Genomic DNA, 18710 nt, shown 5'->3' on the forward strand with positions numbered 1-18710 from the left:
CGACGGTGGTCCGCTCGCCGTGCTCACGCAGGCAAGCGCGGACGTGGACTACGGCCCCCGCACCTGCCGGTTGCACCTGTTCGACACCGCGACGGGAGCCGTGGAGGACCTCGGACCGGTCGAGGCCTGCGCGTCTTCTCCGGCCTGGTGGCCGGGCGAGGACGGGTGGCACCTCGGTTACGTCGCCCTCACCCCGCCGCTCCTCCAAGCCGGCACCGCGGTGTTCGACCTGGCCCTGAGCAGTCGCGTCCGCCGCAACCGCACGGCGGGCCTTCCGATGTGCCCCACCGAGTTGTGCCAGACCGGCGCTGCCCCTCTGGTGGCTTACCGCGCCGCCGACGGCCTCGAATTGGACGGTCTACTCGTATCGCCCGTCGGAGAATCCGCTTCGGACGGCCCGTTTCCACTAGTCACGCTCGTGCACGGCGGACCCTACGACCGGTACGCCGATCGACTCCAACTGTTCTGGTTCCCCAGCGCGCAGTGGCTGGCCACCGCGGGCTACGCCGTGTTCCTGCCCAACCCGCGCGGCGGCCAAGGCCACGGTCACGGGTTCGCCGCCCGCGTCGCGGGCAGGGTGGGCCGGGAGGAGTGGACCGACACCCTGACCGGGATCGACCTGCTCATCGCCGAGGGCGTCGCGGACCCCGATCGGCTGGGCATCGCCGGTGGGAGCCACGGCGGATTCATGGCCGCCTGGGCGATCGGGCAGACCGACCGGTTCCGGGCCGCGCTGGTCAGTTCCGGCGTCACGGATTGGGGGATGCTCGCCGCGATCGGGGAGAACGGCCAGTTCGAGGCCGCGCTCGGGGGCAGTACCGGATGGGACGGGATCGGCCCACACCCGCATGACGCGCTCAGCCCGGTTCCTTCGCCCGCCGCGTCCGCACCCCGGTGCTCATCCTGCACGGCGCGGAGGACACCAACGTCCCCCTCGGCCAAGCCGTGTACTTCCACCGGGCACTGCGCCACTTCGGCGCCGAGCACGAGTTCGTGGTCTACCCGCGGGAAAGCCACTCGATCCGGGAACGCAACCACCAACTCGACGTGCTGCGCCGCACGCGTGCCTGGTTCGACCGCTGGCTCCGGCCCTGACCGGGGATGCCTGTTGCGGCGTCGGCGTTCCCGGGCGTCGACGAGCGAACGCGTCCTTGAGCTGTGTCGCGAGGTGGCCTGCCGGTTGGTCGCCCAAGTCCCGGTCGAACGGTGAGACCGCGCGGGTGGGCGAGGCGGGAGCGGTGCTGGATGACCGGCGGGGATGACGACGAGGCGCTCGACGCGGGCTGCGGTTCCGTCGAGCGGTCCCCGGGCGGGACCGCCGGTAGCCGACCAGCCGGTCCGGAACGGCCACGCCCGCTGGATAGGGCGGCGGTTCGGGCGGCGTGACGACCGTCCACCAAAGAATTGCTTTGTGGAAATGTACGGCAAACGGACTCAGGTACCAATACCGGTACGCCCGCCGACAAACGGCTACCGCGAATCTCGATCACGTCACGCCATAGGTTGTGACCTGGGAATCTCTTCACCCGAACGGCGGTCTTGAATGCTTTCCCCAATTGATCCGAATGGATGTCGTTGACACCTTCGGCGCTTTATGCCAGCCTCGAAGAGATCGGTCGTCGCGTCCGGAATCGACGGATCCGGTCATCGGAAGCAGTCCACGATCAACACATGGGAGGCGTGGCATGTTCCAGGTCGAGACGCTCGAGGTGCGGCTGTCGGAGATCTCCGAAGAGGCCGTGATGTACGACTCCTCCGAGGCGATCGAGCTCGAGGACTAGGTGTTCCGGCGGCGGGCGCTCCTTTCCGGGCGTCCGCCGCCCCCTTTTTCCCACCCGCAGCGGACCGGACCCTGGGGAGCGCCACCCGTGCCCGAGCTCAAGCCACTGATCAAGCGGTCGCACCACGTCGTGGTGTCCGACGCCGGGCACGTCGCCATCGGCGAGATCCCGGGCCTGTCCAGCATTCTGCGCGACCCGCCGCCGTGGGTCCCGGTGGCGTTGCGGCGGTTCGACGGCGCGCACACCGTGCAGCGCGTGTTGAAGGAAGTGCACATCACGCACCCCGACGTGCGCATCGAGGAGGTCGAGGCGCTCGCGGCGGCGCTCGACGCGGCCCACCTGCTGGAGCGGATCGACGACGACCTCACCGAACTCACCCCCCGCGAGCAGGAGCGCTACGACCGGCAGATGCTCCAGTACACGCTCTTCGACCGGGCGGGCGTGCCCGGCACCGGCTACCAGACCCGGCTCAAGCGGACCACGGCCACCGTGTTCGGCATGGGCGGCTGGGGCACCTGGCTGTCGCTGCACCTGGCCCTCAACGGGTTCGGCGGGCTGCGGGTCGTCGACGGCGACACCGTCGAGCGCTCCAACCTCAACCGGCAGGTGCTCTACAGCGAGGACCAGCTCGGCCACTACAAGGTGGACGCGGCGCGGGAGGCGCTCGCGCGGATCAACCCGCACGTCGCGGTCGACGGTTTCCCCGAGTTCGCCACCAACGACGAGGCGCGGCTGCGCGAGTTCATCACCGGCGCGGGCATCGTGTTCATCGCGTGGGCGAGCCTCGGTTTCTACCGCAAGGACACGATCGCCGAGAAGATCCACCTGATCGCCGAGGAACTGCGCGTGCCGGTGTGCGAACTCGGCGGCGACCCGCTGGAGATCTCCGTCGGCCCCATTTTCCCGTACGACCGGGGAACGGTCGCGTACGCGACGGTCAAGGCGAAGAACCGCGGCCAGATCTACGACGGCGACGACGTCGTGCGCGACCTGCAACGGGCGCGGATGAAGAACCAGTTCGACAACGGGAACCGCACGGTCAACGCGTGGCAGAGCTCGCCGTCGTTGTCCGTGATGGCGGGGCTGCTGGTCGACCAGGCGGTCAAGTACGTGACCGGGTACGGTGAGTCGACGCTCGTCGGCCGCAAGTTCGTGCTGGACATGGGAACGCTGCGGACCCGGACCGTGGAGGTGTTGTGAGCGCGCCGTTCGCCGCCACCGGGCACGCCCAGGTGCGCGACGAGACCACCGTCGCCCTGTGCGCCGAGGTCGCCGACCTGGTCGACGCCTGCCCCGACGAGGCGTGGACGCAGGTCGTGCGCTGCCGGGGCGAACTGGCGGACTACCCGCTCTTCCCCCGCGACCCGCGGCTGGACGAGGTGCACCGGGAGACGCGCGCGGAGAAGGAGCGCGGTCTGTTCTGCTACTCGTTCGCCCGCGTCGCCGACAGCGCGGAGAACGCCGACCGGGTGCCGTGGGACCGGATCAAGGCGCTGCTGCTGGCCCCCGACATCGTCGGCCTCATCGCCGAGCGCACCGGGCGGACCGTGACGTCAGTCGACCTGGCGTACGTCAACTGCTTCCGCCGCGGCGACTTCCTCACCACGCACACCGACAAGGCCGAACCGTCCACGATCGCGGCCGCGTTCAGCCTGACCCCGAACTGGGACGCGGGGGACGGCGGCTGCACGTACGTGCTGGACCGGGACCGGGAGACCGTGGTCGACCAGGTCAGCCCGCGGTTGGGGGCGTTGCTGCTGCTGGACACGCTGGCGGTCGAGGTGCCGCACTACGTGTCCGAGGTGACCGGCGACGTCGGCGACGGGTTCGTCCGCAAGTCCCTCATCGCGAGGTATTCGTGACCGTTCCCGGCACAGCCGTGCCACCCTGGTGGCGGCGGCTGGCGCTCGGCCTGTACGGACCGGCGCCCACGGGCCCGGTGCGCGCGGTCGTGGTGATCACCCTGGTCTCCTACATCGGGCTGGGGTTGTGGTTCGGCTCGTTCGTGCTGTTCCTGACCCGTTCGGTGGGGCTGCCCGCGCCGCAGGTCGGTGTGGGGGCGCTCATCGCGGGGCTCGCCGCCGTGCTCGCGGCCACGCCCGCCGGGGTGCTGGCGGACCGGTTCGGGTACCGGGGGGTGCTGTTCGCGCTGTACACGGCCGGGGCGGTCGCCACGGTGGGGTACGCGTTCGTGCGCGGGTTCTGGCCGTTCGTGCTGGCCGCGTGCGTGGTGGCGGTGGCGATGGAGAGCAGCGGCGGGGTGCGGACCGCGCTGACGACCGTGCTGGCCGACGACGACGAACGCCTGCGCTGCCTCGCCCAGTGCCGGGTGATGTCCCAGCTGGGCCTGGCGCTCGGGGCGGCGGGGTCCGCGGTCGTCATCCAGCTCGACACCCGCCCGGCGTACCTGGCGATGCTGGGCGTGACCGCGTCGGCGTACTTCGCGTGCGCGTGGCTGGTGACGCGCCTGCCCGCGACCGAGGTGCCCGCCCGGGAACGGGTCGGCCGCGCGTCCGTGCTGCGGGACCGGCCGTACCTGCTGATCACCGCGCTGATCGCCGTGCTGACGGTGAACTGGGGCATGCTCACCACCGGCATCCCGCTCTGGATCGCGCACCACACGACCGCTCCCCGCTGGGTGTCCGCGGCCATCCTCGTGCTGAACACCGTCTGCATCGCCCTGTTGCAGGTCCGGTTCTCCGCCAAGGCCGAGACCACCGTCGACGCGACCCGCGCCGCTCGCCGCGCGGGCCTGCTGCTGGCGGCGTCCTGCCTCATCCTGGCGACCACCGCGGGCTCCGGCGGCGCCCTCGTGATCGCCGTCCTGCTGAGTGGCGCCTTGGTCCACACCTTCGGCGAACTCCTCTACGTGGCCGCGGGATGGGGGTTGTCGATCTCCCTCATGTCGCCCACCGCCCGCGGCGAGTACCAGGGCATGAGCGCGGCGGGGCTCGCGGTGGCCCAGGCGGTGACACCCCTGGTCATGACGACCCTGATCGCCGAGTGGGGCACGCCGGGGTGGCTGGTGTTGGGGGTGGCGTTCGCCGGGGCGGGGTTGTGCCTGACGCCCGCTTCGCGGTGGGCGGAGCGGAACCGCCCTTGGGCCACCACCTGAGTGGTGGTTCCGCGTGGGCGTGCCGTGGTTGGGGATGTGCGGTGAGGCCGCGGAGTCGATGGTGGGGGCCGCTTCGCGAGCGGTCGCTTCGCGGATCGGCTTGGCCTCGCCGAAGGCGGCGACGCGTGCGGTCACCCCTAGACGCGGAGGCGGGCGAGGAAGCGGTAGAGGGCCTCGGTGCCTTGGCGGAGGGCATCGGTGTTGACGCGTTCGTTGTTGCCGTGCATGCGGGTGGCGGTGTCGCCGTCCACGGCGTAGGGGTACAGGCCGTAGACGGGGATGCCCTTCTCCCGCCACGGGCGGGCGCTGGTGCTGGCCTCGAACTGGGACGGGGCGGTGCGCAGGCCCGGGTAGACCTCGCGCGTGGCCGCGTCCCAGTGGCGGTACACATCGGTGTCCACTGAGGACGCCGGGAGGGACAGGTCCGACGTCAACCTGGCCAGGATCTGGGTGTCGGTGTCGCCTTCGCGGCCGATGAGGCGGAGGGTGGCGCCCTGGGCGGACAGCAGGGTGCGGACGTCGTCGATGAACCGGGTCGGGTCGTCGCCGTCGGGGACGAAGCCGATGCGGACCTCGGCGACGGCCGTGGACGGCACGATGCTCGAGTAGTACCCGCCGCGCTGGCCGACGAAGGAGAAGGTCGTGCGCAGCAACGAGTTGTGGATCCACGGGTGGTCGCTGAGGCGGACGACCACGGCGCCCCAGTGGTCCCGGTCGGCCTGCGCCTCGGCGCGCAGGAGGTGGCGGATGGCGGTGGCGAAGCGGGTGTCGGGGGTGGCTTGGCCGAGTGCGGTGAAGTAGTCGCGGACCAGCGCGGGCAGGCGCACGGCGGGCTTGTAGCGGGACAGCGCGGTCAGGGCCGCGCCGAGCCGGGTGATGGCCGGGCCGTCGTCGGGGTGCGAGGAGTGGGTGGCCGCCCCCGTGGCGCTCACCTCGGTCAGGATGGACGTCCTGTCCCGAGTGGACAGTGAGGCGAGCATCGGCGCCATACCGTCGGGACCGGTGAGCAGCCAGCCGCCCTCGGTGATGGCGGCGCCGGCGGCGACCTTGTCGTAGTGGTTGTCGACCAGCCAGCGCGCGCCGTACGCGCCGCCCTCCTCGTCGGCGTCGGCGAGGTAGAGGATGTCGCGGTCGAACGTGGCGCCTTCCTTGACGTGCCGCAGGATCGCGGCCATGAACGCCGCGCCCGCGCCCTTCATGTCGATGGCGCCGCGGCCGTGCAGCCAGCCGTCGACGATGGCGCCGCCGTACGGGTCCTGCTGCCAGTTCTCCCGTTCCACGGTGACGACGTCCGAGTGCGACATGAACAGCAGCGGCGGTTTCCCGCCCTGGCCCGGCACCCGGGCGACCAGGTGGGCGTTGTCGGCCTTGGGCGTCGGGATGATCTGCGTCGACACCCCCGCCGCGGTCCACTTCGCCCGCAGCGCCTCGGCGAACGGCAGCGTGACGCCGCCCTGGCCGGTGTGCGAGGTGTCGAACCGCAGCATCTCCTGCGCCAGCACCACGGGATCGGTGCCGTCACCGCCCTCGGCGACCGCGGGGCGCACCACCCCCGCCGCCGCCGCGATCCCCGTCACTGCGGCACCGGCACGCAGAACTCCCCGTCGAGAAACCGAACCCATCGCGCGTCGAACCTCCCCAGACCCAGTTCGCGTTCTCCGCACGCTACCAGCGACCCCATACGCCGTACCACTGTCAAACGGGGGAACCGGGGTCCCGGTCCGCGCACACATTCCGCCACGGTCGCCCGCGCGTGCCGCCCCGGACTCGGCGGTGGCGCTCAGTCCGGGGTCGCCGTCGAGCGGGGGTATGGCGTGGTCGAGCCACGGCTGGGCCGCCTGGCGCGCGGGCCGGCCCGTGCCGTGTGGCGGATGCCAGGCGCGCACGGCTGGTTGGTCGCCCGCGGGCGACGCGGCGGAAGCCCGCGATCACCTTGTTCGGCAACCGCTGACCGGCCGCCGAAAGAGGCGGACCTCACCGGCGTGGAAACCGACCACGCGGGTCGTCGATCGGCAACCGCGATGACCGGGACAAGTCCACAAAGGTCTCCCGGTACCCGTCGCGCGAGTCCCGTGTGGATGTGGCAGGCGTGGCGCGGGATCACATTTCTGGTCATCGGGTGCTCGTGGTCCCCTGCGGCAGGAATCGGCGGACGAGGGCGGCGACGGCGGTGGGTTGGGTCGCGACCATGTCGTGGGCGCCGTCGACCTCTGTGACGGTGAGGTTCGGGTTCGCCGCGGCCGCGGCCAGCAGGTCACGTTCCACGCCACGGCGGCCGGCGGCCATCAGGTCTTCGAAGCCCTGTGCCTGCTGGAGGTTCCTCGTCGCCAGCAGCACCAGGGTCGGGCATCTCGCCTTGGCGAAGGCGTCGATGGTGTCGTCGGCGCGGAAGGCGTCGAGCACGGTGGACAGGAACGGGGTCTGGGCCTGTGCCGCGAACGCCGCCCGCGGTGCGGCCAGGTCCGCGTCGAGGCGGGCGGGTGCCATGCCCGGGTAGTTGTCCGCCCGTCTGGTGAGGGCGCCGCGGTGGCCGTCGACGCTGACCGCGGCGGGGCACTCCGGGTGTCGAGCCGCCCAGCGGCCCGCGATCATGCCGCCGAAGGACATGCCGACCACGGCCGGGTTGTCCAGGCCGAGTGCCTCGATGTCCGCCAGGGCGATGTCCCACGACCAGGGCAGGTCCGCGCGCAGGTCGACGGCGAGCACGTGGTGGGTGTCGGTCAGGTGGTCGGCGAACTCGCGCCATTCCCGCGCGTTGCCGCCCAAGCCGTGCAGCAGGAGCAACTGCGGTCCCGATCCGCCGAAGTCGATCACAACAAGCTCCTCATCCGGTTGCCGATGGATTCCGTCGTGACGCCGCCGTCCGGGTGGCGGTCGAGCTTTCCCCTGGTCACGAGGTCGTGCACGCCCTGCCGGGTGACGCCGAGCATGGCGCCCGCGACGCTGTAGGAGACGTGGTCCACGCCCGGGTAGCCCGCGCGCAGTGCGACGACCCGCCCGAACGGCGTGCCCCACCAGCCCGCGGGGGGCGCGAAGTGGTCGCCCGGGTAGAGCGCGGCGATCAGGCGGGCGACGCACCCCACCGCGGCGGCTTGGTCCGCGCCGAGCAGCCGCGCCGCCCACTCCTCGGCCGCCGCTCGAACCCGATCGGTCGGCTGGTCGATACCCAGCAGGATCTCCAGCGGGTCGAGCAATCGCTGCCGCACCACCGCGACCAACTGCTCGACCAGAGCTGCGTGCGAAACCGGCACCCGGCCACCTCCTTGACGCCAAGTGCCAAGTACTTGACAGGTGGTGTCAAGTAGCGGTCGCCGGGAGCGGGCGGGCGTCCTTTTGCGACTCACGGAACCGTCCGCGTGCGTCATTTCCATTACAACCGTTTGACGGTGCCCAGCCCGGCAAACGCGCGTCCGTGCTCCGGACTTCCATTCCGAGCAGTTTCAACCATATTTGAAAACCTGGCAGCGACCTGCCGGTCGATCGTACTTTTGAGAGGCGGGGGTGATACCCGTCATCCTCAGCAGAACAGTGCGCGACTGGAGGAACCAGAATGCCCGTCACCACCTTGGCCCACGCGGAAAACGACTTGACGCTCGTCGAGTTGACGGACCTCGAGGTCACCCGTTTCGTCGAGGACAGCTCCGTCGTCGGCGCGCCGACCTCGTTCGAGGCGCGTCCGACGGTCCGGCCCATCCGCCGGACGTCGCCGGGCGTCAAGCACACCGCCTGATCCCCGCCCGGCTGGTGTGAGGACTCCATGCGGATCTTCGACGTCGACCACTCGGCGGCCAAGCACTTCCAGCACGGAACCCATCGAACCCGTTCGCCACGCGCGACGCTCGACGCTTTCGTGCCCAGGATGCGCGAGTTCGGGATCACCCGGCTCGCCGACGTGACCGGACTCGACCACATCGGGATCCCGGTGTACATGGCGGTGCGGCCGAACGCGCGCAGCCTGGCGGTCGCCCAGGGGAAAGGCATCGACCACGACTCTGCCAAGGCCTCCGCGCTGATGGAGGCGATCGAGTCGTGGCACGCGGAGAACATCGAGGCACCACTGCGTTACGAGTCCTTCGCCAGGCTGCACCGGTCGGCGCGCGTCATCGACGTGACGCGGCTGCCGGTGCGGCGCGGTGGGGCGCTGGAACCGAACTCGCCGTGCCTGTGGATCGAGGGGTACGACCTGATCCGGGGCGAGTCGACGTGGGTGCCGTTCGAGTCCGTCATGACCAACTTCGTCCGCCCCGAGCGGGCGATGACCGCGTTCGTCACCGGCTCGAACGGGCTGGCCTCCGGCAACCACCTGCTGGAGGCCGTGGAACACGCGCTGTGCGAGGTGATCGAGCGCGATGCCTGCACGGTGTGGAACAGCAGGGGCGGACGCTCGCTCGTGGACACCCGGGTCGACCTCGACACGGTCACCGATCCCGCGGTGCGGCGCGTGCTGGAGCGGCTGGCGGGGGCCGGATTCGTGGTCGGGGCGTGGGAAGTCACGTCCGACACCGGGATCCCCGCGTACGACGCCCTCATCCTGGAGGACCCGGACCAGCCGCGGTGGGCGTTGAAGGGCACCTTCGGTGGGCACGGTTGCCACCTCGACCCGGGCGTCGCGCTGCTGCGAGCGGTGACGGAGGCCGTGCAGTCCCGGCTCACGCTCATCGCGGGCAGCCGCGACGACATGTACGAGTACGCGACCGAGGCGAACCCGGACGACCTGCGGATCATCATGGACCTGGTCACCGGTTCGCCCGGCGGGCGCGCCTTCCCGTCCGGCCGATCCCAGGCGACGGACACCTTCGAGGGCGACATCGCGGTGCTGCTCGCCGCGCTGCGGGGCATCGGCGTCGAGAACGCGGTGGTCGTCGACCTCACCCGGCCGGACATCGGTGTGCCGGTGGTCAAGGTCGTCGTCCCCGTCCTCGAACCGGACGACGCGCACTTCGACTACCTACCGGGACCACGCGCCCGGGCCGCGGCGGTGACCCGGACATGAGCGTCTACATCTTCCTCGGCCCCAGTCTCCCGCTCGATCGGGCGCGCCACGAGTTCGACGCGGCCGTCTACCTCCCGCCCGTGCGCCGTGGTGACGTCTACCGGCTCGTGGCGGCGGAGCGACCGCGTGTGATCGGGATCGTCGACGGCCTCTTCGACACCGTCCCGGCCGTGGTGCATAAGGAAATCCTGTTCGCCATCTCGCGGGGCGTGCGGGTGCTCGGCGCGGCGAGCATGGGGGCGTTGCGCGCGGCCGAGCTGTGGGAGTTCGGCATGGAGGGGGTCGGGCGGGTCTTCGAGAAGTACCGGTCCGGCGAGTGGGAGGCCGACGACGAGGTCGCGGTGCTGCACGGACCCGCGGAGGTGGGGTTCCGGGCCGCCTCGGTCGCCCTGGCGACGATCCGCTTCGGTCTCGCCGAGGCGCGCGACCGCGGCATCGTCAGCGCGCGCACGGCCGACGTGCTGGTCTCCGCGGCCAGGGAGCAGTTCTACCCCAACCGGTCCTGGCAGTTCCTGTACGAGGCCGGTGCGCGGGCCGGGCTGCCGCCGGTCGAGCTGACCGCGTTGCGCGCCTTCGTCGACGCCGAGCAGCCTGACGCCAAGCGGGATGACGCCTTGGCGCTGCTACGCCGTGTTCGGTACACGCACACCACCGATGGACCGCCACCGCACGATTTCGACTTCGAGGAGAACATCTTCTGGGAGCGGCTGACCGCCGAGACCGGGTCTGTCACAACGGCGCGGCCCGAGGAACAGGCTGTGACGAACAGCGATGTGCTCCGGCACCTGTGGGTGCAGCGGGACGGGCAGGACCGGTTGCGCGGCACCGCTCTGCTGCACCTGCTCGACCACTACGCCGCCACACTCCACCTGCGACCGTCCGATCAGGACATCAAGGCGGCCCTCGCCAGGTTCCGACGCCGCCGCGGACTGCTGTCGGCGGAGCAAACCCGGCAGTGGCTCACCACCAACGACATCACCGAGGACCAACTGCTGACGCTGCTCCGGCTCGAGGTCGTCCTCGACGTGGTACTCGCCAGGAACGACCAGGCCATCGGCACCCTGCTGCCCCTGGAACTCAAACGGCGCGGCGAGTTCGGCGGGACCGTCCGCGCCGTCGAGCGGAAGGCGCGGGTGCTCCGGGATCGCGGTGTCCGCAACCTGTCGCTGGAGGACGCGGGCGTCGGCTTCACCGAACTCATGGACTGGTACCAGTCCGACCGCGAGTCGCTGAACGGCACCGTCAAGGAGCACGCGGAGGCGCTGGGCTTTGAGTCCCCCCGGGAGTTCCTCTCCGAGGTCCTGCTGGAGTACGCGATCGCCGAGACGGGTCGGGAGCGACCGTGACCGAACCCGTGATCGGCGACGCCCTCGGCGAGGTCCTCCACGCCTGCTGGGCGGGCGGGGGCGCGCCCGGTGTCGCGTACGAGGTGGTCGAGCGGGACGACGGGTACGTCTTCGCCAGGGACGCGTACCACTACTTCGGCCTGCCCGGCGAATGGACCGAACTGGAGCGGCTGGCGTGCCGCCGGGCGGGCGGGCGGGTGCTGGACGTCGGTTGCGGTGCGGGTCGGCACGCGGTCGTCCTCGCCGCCGAGGGGACCGCCGTCGTGGGGATCGACATCTCCCCCGGCGCCGTCGCGGTCACCCGGGAACGCGGCGTCCAGGCGGAGTGCGGTGACGTCGCGCGACTCGGCGGCGACCTCGGCCGCTTCGACACCTTTCTCCTGCTGGACAACAACCTCGGTCTGCTCGGCTCGGCGGAGCACGCTCCCGTGGTGCTCGCGGAACTGGCCCGGCACGCGGCACCCGGCGCGCGCCTGTACGGGACCGGCGCGGATCCGTACGTCGCGATCCCCTCCGAGATCGCGTACCAGGACCGGAACCGGCGCCTGGGACGCATGCCCGGGCAAGCCCGACTGCGGGTCCGCGCGGGGCACCTGGCGACCGGCTGGTTCGACTACCTCGGCATGACGCCGGACGAGCTGGCACAGGTGATCGACGGAACGGGGTGGGCACTCACCGACGTCACCACCGAGGACATGTCCTACTTGGCCGAACTGACCTTCACCGCACGGATTTGAGCACCCCGGCGCACGTCCCCACCGACTCCACGCTCATCGACTCGGCGTGTTGGGCCAAGGGGTTGTTGTCCTGCCTCGGACGGGTTCGCGCGTAACGGGTTCCCGTTCGTTACGCCGCCAAACAAGACCTGCGCGGACGCACTCCGTGGTGTGGTGCGCGAGTGTGGCCGGGATCGCGGATCCGCTGGTCGGGAGGGACTGCCGGGTCGGCGGGGTCGCGAAACCAGGTGATACGCCGCCCCTGACTGGTATCGCGTGGTGCGGTGGTGTTCGGCTGGAGTCAGAGCCGGGATCCATCCATCCCGGCGTGGCGGAAGGGGATCGTGATGCGTGGCTTGGTGATCCGCGCCTGCGGACTGGTCGCGGCGGCGCTGCTGGCTCAGGCGGGCGTGGCCCGAGCGCGGACTGGCGCGGAAGCCGACGTCGCGTACTTCGAACTGCAGGCGCCCCCGGGCGCCTCCGGGTTCGTCGTCAACTCACCGACGCGGAGCAGATCGACGACGCCCGCGCGGCGGTGGCGGGCGAGTCCGACAAGACCACGCTCGTCGGACGGATCGTGAAGAACACCGCAGACTACAACCCTAGGTGACCGTTCCACTACGACGCGGACACCGTCCACCTCGTCGAGGTAGCCATCGAGGTCTGTGCCGCCGACATCGACTACGTCGAGGGCCACCTGGACGAAGCCGGGTGGCGCGTTCCTGCCCGGTCTCGTCTGGTGCCCGTGGAACGGCAAACTGACCAATGAGATCCGGCAGCCGTGACCTGGTAGGCGGTTCGCGCACCTCGGCCGGAAGGCGGACCTCCCCTCACCGGCGCCGCGACACCGACGACGTCGAGCGACGCGGGCGCAGTCGTCGGACAGCACCCGGCTCAAGTGGCGCACGGCCAGTTCGCCCGGACGTTCCTTTGCGACGAGCCCGGCGGCGCCGCCTACGGCCCCGCGCTCATCTCGCCGTACCCGTTGACCCAGGTCGGCGACTAACGCTACAAGGTCAACGACGGCGAGGGCCGCGGCTTCACCGTGGTCACCATCGACGTGAGCCGGATCGGCAACATCCTCGTGTACATCACCCACCTGGGTCTCGGCGACGACGTGCAGCGCGCCGAGGTCAAGCGGTCGATGGAGTTCTACGAGGCCGGCGCGCGGAAGCACGAGGCGCAGGGCGCCCTCATCTTCGGCGACTGCAACGCCAAACCTGGCAGCGAGGCCCTGGATCCCATCTGGGCCGCTGGTTTCCGCGATGTCGACGCGAACTGCTACAAGAAGGAATCCATGGCTGCGAGTACACCCACACCAACGAGGACGCCGGCAAGAAGAGCAAGCTCGACTCCATCTAACACAAGGACCTGCGCGTCACCGACCGCCACCTGTCTCGGACGGACCACTCCGACCACGACATCTGACAGATGGTCATCTCCGGCTGACCTGATCCCCGGCAACGGTCGTGGGACGTTCCGGTGACGCCCTGATGCGATCCTGGGCCCGATCACATCCGCACCGGAGGTGCCCAGCCCGCATGCCGCCGCCGCTCGACCGCGCGAAGCGACCCGCGACGACGCCCCAGGCTCCCGCACCGGTGCGGGAGCGGGTGATCCAGCGCAGGCCGTCGACGCCGGTCCCGCGGTCGAACGCGGCCGTGGTGGCCGCCGCGCGGGCGGGTGGACGGGGGCCGGGGGGCGACCCGGCGGCGAGGGAGTTGCAGGACAAGGTCGGCAACGCCGCGGTGGCGGACGGTTTGCGACGAGGTCCGGCGGGAGACCCGAAGTTCGCCGTGTTGAAGCGGGATGTCGCGCAGAAGAAGCGAACCGTCGCGACATCGCACCCTCCGCCGCGCGAGGAGGCCGTTTCCGCGCAGGACGCGGCCGTGCCGCCGAAGGATGACGCGGTGGCGCAGGGCAAGGCGGCCAATGCCGAGAAGATGAACGAGGCCGAGCCCAAGGGGTTCGACAAGGCCGCGTTCATCGAGGCGGTGGCGAAGGCCGTCGCCGACCGGGCCCCGAAGAACCTCAAGGAAGCCGAGAAGTTCCCCGACTCCGAGAAGCCCGCCGAGATCAACACCGAGGTTCGGGGTCGGGTCGGGGAAGGCAAGGCGGAGTCCGCAGAGCAGATCGCCACCACCACGGCGGCCCCGCCCGACACCTCCGCCGCCGTGCCGAAGCAGGTCGTGCCCATGGCGGCCGACCGGCCACCGGGCAGGCCCGGCACCCCCGACCCGAAGCAGGCGGCGCCGGACACACTGCCGCTCGCGGCCACGGACATGTCGGCGGGCCCGGCCGCGGTCGACCGGCAGATGGCCGACGCGCAGGTCACCGAGACCCAGCTGAAGAAGTCGAACGAGCCGACCTTCGCCAACGCCCTCTCCAGCAAGAAGGCGGCCGAACAGCACTCCGATACCGCCCCCGAGCAACTCCGCCGACACGAGGCCGCCCAGCTGCGGCGCACCACCGCGCAGGCCCGACAACTCGGCGCGGCCTCGATGGGCGCCATGGCCGGGGCGCGGGTGCGCACCGGGCAGCTGGTCGGCACGGGCAAGACGGGCGCCAAGACCCGTGACGAGGAGAAGCGCGCCGAGGTCACGGCGCTGTTGCAGAAGGTCTTCGACAAGATGAAGGCCGACGTCGAAGGCATCCTCAGCGGCCTGGACCGGCTGGTGGACGAGCAGTTCACCCGCGAGGAGAAGGCCGCGCGGGACGCGTTCACCGCGGAGCACAAGCGCAAGCTGGCGGACTACAAGGACCGCCGGTACTCCGGCATCAACCGGCTCAAGTGGTTCAAGGACTGGCTGGTCGGTCTGCCGGACGAGGTCAACGCCTTCCTGGAGGAGGCCCGCGCCAACTACGTCCGCCGCATGCGCGGTGTCGTCTCGAACATCGCCGACACCATCGCCCGGGAACTGGCCCGGGCGAAGCGGCGCATCGCCGACGGTCGCGCGGAACTGCGCGCCGCGGTCGAGAAGCTCCCCGAGGACCTGCGGGCCATCGGCCGCGAGGCGGTGTCCGAGTTCGCGGACAAGTTCGACGAGCTCACCCGATCCGTGGACGACAAGGGCACCGAACTGGTCGACGCCCTCGCCACCAAGTACACCGACGCGGTGCGGGCGGTCGACCAGGAGATCGCGGAGCAGAAGGAGGAGAACAAGGGCGCGGTCGACAAGGCCAAGGACGCGATCAAGGGCGTCATCGACGCCATCATGGAGATGAAGCGGCTGCTGCTCGGTGTGCTGCGCAAGGCGGCGACGGCGATCGGCGCGATCCTCGGTGACCCGATCGGCTTCCTGGGCAACCTGGTCACCGGGGTCGGCGGCGGCCTGAAGTTGTTCCTGCGCAACGCCGGGCTACACCTGCGGCAGGGCGTCCTGGCCTGGTTGCTCGGAACCGCCGGGGGCGTCGGGCTCCAGTTGCCCGCGACGTTCGACGTGGTCGGCATCCTCGTGATGATCGCCGGGCTGCTGGGCCTGTCCTGGCCCAACATCCGGTCGCGGCTCACCCGGCGGGTGCCCGAGCAGGCGGTCGCGGCCGCGGAGACCGCGGTCCCGCTGGTGGTGGAGACCAGGAAACGCGGCGTGGCGGGCATGTGGTCCGAGCTGAAGGCCCGGGTCGGGGACCTGAAGGAGACCCTCGTCAAGGACCTGGTGTCCTACCTGCTGCCGACGATCATCATCGCCGGGATCACCTGGATCGTCTCGCTGCTCAACCCCGCGTCGGCGTTCCTGCGCGCCTGCAAGCTGATCGTCGACATCATCCGGTTCATCGTCACCCAGGGCCGCCGGCTCATCGAGTTCGTCAACGCCGTGCTCGACGCGGTGATCGCGATCGCGCGGGGCGGCACCGGCGGCGTGCCCGCGCTCGTCGAACGCGCGCTGGCCAGGTCGATCCCGGTGCTGATCGGGGCGCTGGCGGCGATCCTCGGCATCGGCGGCATCGCGGGCAAGGTCCGGCAGATCTTCCAGAAGCTGGCGGCGCCGGTCAACCGGGCGGTGGACTGGGTGATCGACAAGATCGTCGACCTGGTCAAGAAGCTGTGGGCCAAGCTGAAGGCCGCGCTGGACACACGGCGGCCGAAGGGCAGGCGCGAGCCTGGAGGCACGCGCAGGCCCGTGGCCGGACGGCGTCCGGATCGGAAGCGGCCGGACGACAAGCAGCCGGACGACAAGCAGCCGGACGAGAAGCGGCCGGACGCGGATACCGCGCGCCGCGAGGAGAAGGACCGGGCGGACCGGCTCGACAAGGTCATGGCGGCTGCTCGGCGGGTCATGGCGCGCTACGCCCGCAAGCCCGTCGGTCCGGAGGAGGTGACCGGCCGGTTGGCGGCCGTCCGCCGGAAGTTCCGGGCCCGTCGGGTCGACCTGGTCGACACGGGCCGGGTGTGGGCCGTCGATGCCGAGGTCAACCCGAAGAAGAACGAGAAGACCGACGCACTTGTCGCCGGACCGAAGCGCGGTGACCACATCTTCGCCTTGGCCTTAGGGAAACAGCTCGGACAAGCGCACACGGGGTCGGCGGTCGCCGTCCGGTCGCTCGACCTGAACCGCTCGCCCGCGGCGCGGATCCTGGTCGACGGTCTCGCGTTGGCTCGCGCCAAGGCCGCGGCGATCCCGGAACTGGTCGTGCGCAAGCCGCGGCAGGCGAGTGGTTCGGACGCCCATTCCACGACCTACGGCAACGCCTCGCGCGACGCGTTGCTGGCCATCAACGCCGTCGCCGTCACCGTGGCCCGGTACTACGAGCACCGGGCCGACGCCGATCTGCTGGCGCGGCACCTCGCCGTCAGCGCCGCGCAGGCCCGCCTTGCCGTCAACCACTGGATCGACGCGGTGATCGACCGGGAGTCGGTGCCGTTCGTCCAGGACAAGGGCCGCGAACTGGCGCTGGGGCAACGACTCCTGGAGCAGATCCGCGCCGACCTCGACGCCGTGTTCGCCCGGTTGGCGGGCCGCGTGGTCAACCAATCCGGCGCCGCGGACGACCACGACCTGAACCGCCTGGACGCCGCGCTCCGCGACGCCGGAGCCCTGGTCGCGACCGGTATGCCGGTCGACGAGATCAGGGCCCGCCTGCCCGCTGTCCAACGCCGCCACGGGTTGACCGCGCTGTCCCTTGTCGTGGAACGACTGGCGGGCGACCACTACGTGATCCACTTCGTGGCCACCATCAACCCGTCGAAGACGAGCCGCGCGGAGAACTCGCCGTTGAGCCGGAAGAAGGCGCAAGCGGACTACGGGGTCCTGGTCAAGAACAGCCTGAAGTTCCAGCGCTACGCCGACCAGCACAACCTGATCATCGAGGTGCGGCCCACCAACCCGGACTCGATCCGCCACCTCACGCGCGGCGCCTGGTACAAACCGGTGGACATCAAGGCCAAGACCATCAACTACGCCGACACGTTCCTCAGCGTCGAGCCGGAGAAGAAGGGCCTGGTCGGCTTCTTCCTCAACGCGGTTCCCCTACCGAAGCGCAGGAACCTCGGGAAGAAGGACATCGAAGCGGGTCGGAACCGCTACCGCATGCGGGTCGCGGAGCACCACGAATACGTGGGGAAGATGCGGAAACTCGCGCGCAACCCCGAGGGCCCCGGCCGGTTCGAGGTGATCGGCTACGTCGTCCACGGCTACGACGAGCACAAGGTCCGCCACCCCATCGCGGGCGACCACGACCTCTACGACATCCGGCGGCCGGACGGGACCGAGATCCCGCTGGACGAGTACAATCTCATCATCCAGGACATGGCGAGCCGCAGGTTCGGCGTGATGCACGGGGCCGTCGTGCACTGGGACCCGGACGACCCCCACGAGCGGGAGATGCGCGACAGGCTCGTGCGACAGCACCAGCGGGGAGGCGGTGAGGGCCTGGTGCGGTTCACACCCGGTCAGCCCATGCGGTTCGTGGCGGCGGAGACTCCACTGTGGACAGACCAGCGCGCGTGGGTGCCACCCGCGGGGAGGGCGGACCAGTGAGGTCGAAGGACCCCGCCGCCGTGCGGGCGCGGGTGGTGGAACTGAGCTGGCGGTTGCGCGGCGAGACCTCGCCGGACCCCAACCTCGTCACCGACGTCAACCGCCGGTACCGGGCCCTGCTGCCCGACGTCGGCGTGGCGCGGTGCCCGGACAGCGGCGAACCGGTGCGCTGGCCGATCGACGTGGTCGGCTTCGACGGGCGGTTTTGGGACTACCTGACGTCGATCCGCCGCACACCGGAGGAGATGCCCCCCGGCTGGCTGGCGATGACCGGCGCGGTACGGCTGGCGGGCAAACCGGAGCACCCGCCGTTCGCGGTCGTCCCAGGGCCGGACGTGCCGTTCGTGGTGCCCCGGATCCTCGACAACCCGGGCGTGCGGGCCGTGATCGCCGAGGTGCGCATCGGCGCGCACACCGGGTGGGCGATCAGCTACTTCGGCCCCAAGCCCGAAGGCGTCACGCTGGTGAACCTCTGGGGTGAGAACACGTACCCGGTGCGCAGGCAGGGCGGCGGCTGGGGTTGGGCCCAGGACCGGCCGAGGGTGTCGCAGTACGACTTCGACCTCGCGCCGTGGCTCCGGTCGGGCAAGGTGCTGTGGCTCGAACCCGGCGACGAGTCGCTCACCCTGCGGGAGGGCGCGGAGGACTGCCCGTTCGTCGGACTGGACGGTCGTCGGCAGATCACGATCATCTCGACCGGCGAGGTCCGCTGGGTCAACTCGTTCGCCGGCTACGGCGCGGGCTGACGACCGCCGCGCGCGGGCTGTCGAACACCTCGGTG

Annotated in this window: 15 protein-coding genes and 1 pseudogene; 13 read left to right on the top strand and 3 right to left on the bottom strand. The window is 70.8% G+C overall.

The genetic code is table 11. From position 1 onward, the window contains the following. Positions 1-277 precede the first annotated feature (277 nt). From V5P93_RS25205 to V5P93_RS25225, 5 genes and pseudogenes are all read left to right on the top strand, one after another. Positions 278-718 (top strand): annotated as a pseudogene (locus tag V5P93_RS25205) (alpha/beta hydrolase family protein); the annotation flags it as partial. A gap of 176 nt (positions 719-894) precedes the next feature. Then, positions 895-1095, top strand: a complete 201-nt coding sequence (locus V5P93_RS25210; RefSeq protein WP_281261686.1) for a S9 family peptidase — start codon at positions 895-897, stop codon at positions 1093-1095. 773 nt (positions 1096-1868) lie between these two features. Then, positions 1869-2981: a ThiF family adenylyltransferase gene (locus V5P93_RS25215; RefSeq protein WP_104480981.1), complete on the top strand. Its 1113-nt coding sequence runs from the start codon at positions 1869-1871 to the stop codon at positions 2979-2981. Beyond that, the gene (locus V5P93_RS25220) at positions 2978-3643 is read left to right on the top strand and encodes a 2OG-Fe(II) oxygenase family protein (protein ID WP_104480982.1); all 666 of its coding nucleotides are present in this window, start codon (positions 2978-2980) and stop codon (positions 3641-3643) included. Before V5P93_RS25215 ends, V5P93_RS25220 begins: the two co-directional genes overlap by 4 nt. Continuing rightward, complete coding sequence (locus V5P93_RS25225; RefSeq protein WP_104480983.1) at positions 3640-4896, top strand: MFS transporter; 1257 nt, start codon at positions 3640-3642, stop codon at positions 4894-4896. The genes V5P93_RS25220 and V5P93_RS25225 overlap by 4 nt, the downstream gene beginning before the upstream one ends. A gap of 137 nt (positions 4897-5033) precedes the next feature. Here the strand turns inward: V5P93_RS25225 and V5P93_RS25230 are convergent, their stop codons facing one another. The 3 genes from V5P93_RS25230 to V5P93_RS25240 form a co-directional block, all read right to left on the bottom strand. Beyond that, on the bottom strand, positions 5034-6473 hold the full coding sequence (locus V5P93_RS25230; RefSeq protein WP_181043664.1) for a M20/M25/M40 family metallo-hydrolase: 1440 nt from the start codon (positions 6471-6473) through the stop codon (positions 5034-5036). A gap of 535 nt (positions 6474-7008) precedes the next feature. Continuing rightward, positions 7009-7710, bottom strand: a complete 702-nt coding sequence (locus V5P93_RS25235; RefSeq protein WP_104480985.1) for an alpha/beta fold hydrolase — start codon at positions 7708-7710, stop codon at positions 7009-7011. Next, positions 7707-8147, bottom strand: a complete 441-nt coding sequence (locus tag V5P93_RS25240; RefSeq protein WP_104480986.1) for a hypothetical protein — start codon at positions 8145-8147, stop codon at positions 7707-7709. Before V5P93_RS25240 ends, V5P93_RS25235 begins: the two co-directional genes overlap by 4 nt. 299 nt (positions 8148-8446) lie before the next feature. On the opposite strand from V5P93_RS25240, the gene V5P93_RS25245 reads away from it, so the two are divergent. The 8 genes from V5P93_RS25245 (at position 8447) to V5P93_RS25280 (ending at position 18675) form a co-directional block, all read left to right on the top strand. After that, positions 8447-8626, top strand: coding sequence for a hypothetical protein (locus V5P93_RS25245; RefSeq protein WP_104480987.1), 180 nt, complete (start codon positions 8447-8449; stop codon positions 8624-8626). Between the two features lie 27 nt (positions 8627-8653). Further along, positions 8654-9889, top strand: coding sequence for a YcaO-like family protein (locus tag V5P93_RS25250; RefSeq protein ID WP_104480988.1), 1236 nt, complete (start codon positions 8654-8656; stop codon positions 9887-9889). Next, positions 9886-11235, top strand: a complete 1350-nt coding sequence (locus V5P93_RS25255) for a TfuA-like protein (protein ID WP_104480989.1) — start codon at positions 9886-9888, stop codon at positions 11233-11235. Before V5P93_RS25250 ends, V5P93_RS25255 begins: the two co-directional genes overlap by 4 nt. Continuing rightward, on the top strand, positions 11232-11972 hold the full coding sequence (locus V5P93_RS25260) for a bifunctional 2-polyprenyl-6-hydroxyphenol methylase/3-demethylubiquinol 3-O-methyltransferase UbiG (RefSeq protein ID WP_104480990.1): 741 nt from the start codon (positions 11232-11234) through the stop codon (positions 11970-11972). The genes V5P93_RS25255 and V5P93_RS25260 overlap by 4 nt, the downstream gene beginning before the upstream one ends. A gap of 326 nt (positions 11973-12298) precedes the next feature. Further along, a complete protein-coding gene (locus tag V5P93_RS25265) occupies positions 12299-12532 on the top strand; it encodes a hypothetical protein (protein WP_181043665.1) in 234 nt (77 codons plus the stop codon). Between the two features lie 464 nt (positions 12533-12996). Further along, positions 12997-13437, top strand: a complete 441-nt coding sequence (locus V5P93_RS25270) for a hypothetical protein (RefSeq protein WP_146108179.1) — start codon at positions 12997-12999, stop codon at positions 13435-13437. A gap of 55 nt (positions 13438-13492) precedes the next feature. Further along, the gene (locus V5P93_RS25275) at positions 13493-17929 is read left to right on the top strand and encodes a hypothetical protein (RefSeq protein WP_104480991.1); all 4437 of its coding nucleotides are present in this window, start codon (positions 13493-13495) and stop codon (positions 17927-17929) included. Continuing rightward, entirely contained in the window at positions 17926-18675 is a 750-nt protein-coding gene (locus tag V5P93_RS25280) for a hypothetical protein (RefSeq protein WP_146108180.1), read from the top strand. Before V5P93_RS25275 ends, V5P93_RS25280 begins: the two co-directional genes overlap by 4 nt. Positions 18676-18710: the final 35 nt, after the last annotated feature.

Origin of the sequence: Actinokineospora auranticolor, assembly GCF_041897805.1 — a bacterium.
GTDB classification, from domain to species: Bacteria; Actinomycetota; Actinomycetes; order Mycobacteriales; family Pseudonocardiaceae; genus Actinokineospora; species Actinokineospora auranticolor.

What these genes read in the sequence shown, in the direction of transcription:
- V5P93_RS25245 (WP_104480987.1), top strand. Translation starts at nt 8,447, where the DNA reads ATGCCCGTCACCACCTTGGCCCACGCGGAAAACGACTTGACGCTCGTC.
- V5P93_RS25250 (WP_104480988.1), top strand. Translation starts at nt 8,654, where the DNA reads ATGCGGATCTTCGACGTCGACCACTCGGCGGCCAAGCACTTCCAGCAC.
- V5P93_RS25255 (WP_104480989.1), top strand. Translation starts at nt 9,886, where the DNA reads ATGAGCGTCTACATCTTCCTCGGCCCCAGTCTCCCGCTCGATCGGGCG.
- V5P93_RS25265 (WP_181043665.1), top strand. Translation starts at nt 12,299, where the DNA reads ATGCGTGGCTTGGTGATCCGCGCCTGCGGACTGGTCGCGGCGGCGCTG.
- V5P93_RS25275 (WP_104480991.1), top strand. Translation starts at nt 13,493, where the DNA reads ATGCCGCCGCCGCTCGACCGCGCGAAGCGACCCGCGACGACGCCCCAG.